1 protein-coding gene is annotated in these 1721 nt (G+C 71.8%); it reads left to right on the top strand.

Features of this window, described 5'->3' with window-relative positions; all coding sequences use genetic code 11:
- Positions 1-1696, top strand: a 1696-nt coding sequence (locus tag QMK28_RS33875) for an AAA family ATPase (protein WP_326443532.1), incomplete at its 5' end; no start/stop codon positions are given.
- Between the last annotated feature and the right edge of the window lie 25 nt (positions 1697-1721).

Here is a 1721-nt window from a genome sequence, read left to right as displayed (position 1 = left end):
TAGGGACGGCGGCGCGACGGGCGCGCGCGCCGACCCCGAGGGGCCGCTCGCCGAACTCCACGCCCTGGTCGGTCTGGAGGCGGTCAAGCAGCAGGTCATGACCCTGGTCAATCTCAACAGGCTCTCCCGCCGGCGGATCGCCGCCGGGCTCCCGGTGCCGTCCACCGCGCGCCACCTGGTCTTCGCGGGACCGCCCGGCACCGGCAAGACCACAGTCGCCCGGCTCTACGGCTCGATCCTGGCCGAGCTGGGCGTGCTGCGCACCGGTCACTTGGTCGAGGTCTCGCGAGCCGAACTGGTCGCGCAGGTGGTCGGCGGCACCGCCATCAGGACCACCGAGATGTTCGAGAAGGCCCTCGGCGGCGTGCTGTTCATCGACGAGGCGTACACCCTCACCCAGGACGGCGGCTCGGGGCCGGACTTCGGGAAGGAGGCGGTGGACACCCTGGTGAAACTCATGGAGGACCACCGCGAGGACGTCGTGGTGGTGGCCGCCGGATACGCCCCGCAGATGCGCGGCTTCCTGGCCTCCAACCCCGGCCTGTCCTCGCGTTTCAGCCGGACCGTCGAGTTCGAGAACTACGCGGTGCACGAGCTGGTCACCATCACGCGCTCGATGTGCGAAGCGCACCGCTACGAACTCGCCGACGAGACCGTCACCGCGCTGGGCAGCAGCTTCGAGGGCATGAAGCGGGACGAGAACTTCGGCAACGGCCGCGCGGCCCGCACCGTGTTCGAGGAGATGATCGACCGTCAGGCCACCAGGCTCGCCTCGGTCGCCGAAGTGACCGAGCCGGATCTGACCCGGCTGCTGCCGCAGGACGTCGGCCCGACGGCGCACGCGAGCGCCGCCGGTCCCGGCCGCCGCGACGAGGGCCGGGTGGCGGAGCTGCTGGAGCGGCTGCGCCGGATGATCGGACTCGGCGCGGTCAAGGCCGAGGTGGAGGACCTGGTCAACCTGCTGGCGCTGGCCCGCAGACGGCAGGAGGCCGGGCTGCCCGCGCCCTCGGTCGGCAACCACCTCGTCTTCGCGGGCTCCCCGGGCACCGGCAAGACCACGGTGGCCCGGCTGTACGGCGAGCTGCTGGCCGCCCTGGGGGTCGCCGCGCGCGGACAGCTGGTGGAGGTGGCGCGCCCCGACCTGGTGGGCCGCTACATCGGCCACACGGCGCAGCTCACCCGCGATGTCTTCGAACGGGCCCGTGGCGGGGTGCTGTTCATCGACGAGGCATACACGCTCACCCCCGAGGGCGGATCGGGCTCGGACTTCGGGCAGGAGGCGGTGGACACCCTGGTGAAGCTCATGGAGGACCACCGCGACGAGGTGGTGCTCGTGGTGGCCGGATACACCGACCGGATGGAGGGCTTCCTCGCCTCCAACCCGGGACTCGCCAGCCGGTTCTCGCGGCGGGTGAACTTCGAGGACTACCAGGACGAAGAGCTGGTGGCCATCGTGTGCGCGCAGGCGGTCGCCGACGGCTACGAGTGCGCGCCCGGAACGGTGAAGGCGCTGCACGTCTACTTCTCCGAGCTGGGGCGTGGCCCCGACTTCGGCAACGCGCGGGCGGCGCGGCGCGTGCTGGAGGCCATGGTGACCCGTCAGGCGGGCCGGCTCAGCCGGACGGTCACCACCGAGATCGACGAGTTGCGGCTGCTGCTGCCGGTCGACCTGGCACAGGCGACGATCATGCGCTGACGGGTGTGAACGCGGGGCGGGTGTG

The sequence above is a fragment of the Streptomyces sp. H27-D2 genome, assembly GCF_035828615.1.
GTDB lineage: Bacteria > Actinomycetota > Actinomycetes > Streptomycetales > Streptomycetaceae > Streptomyces.
This window is presented reverse-complemented; position numbering and strand designations above follow the sequence as displayed.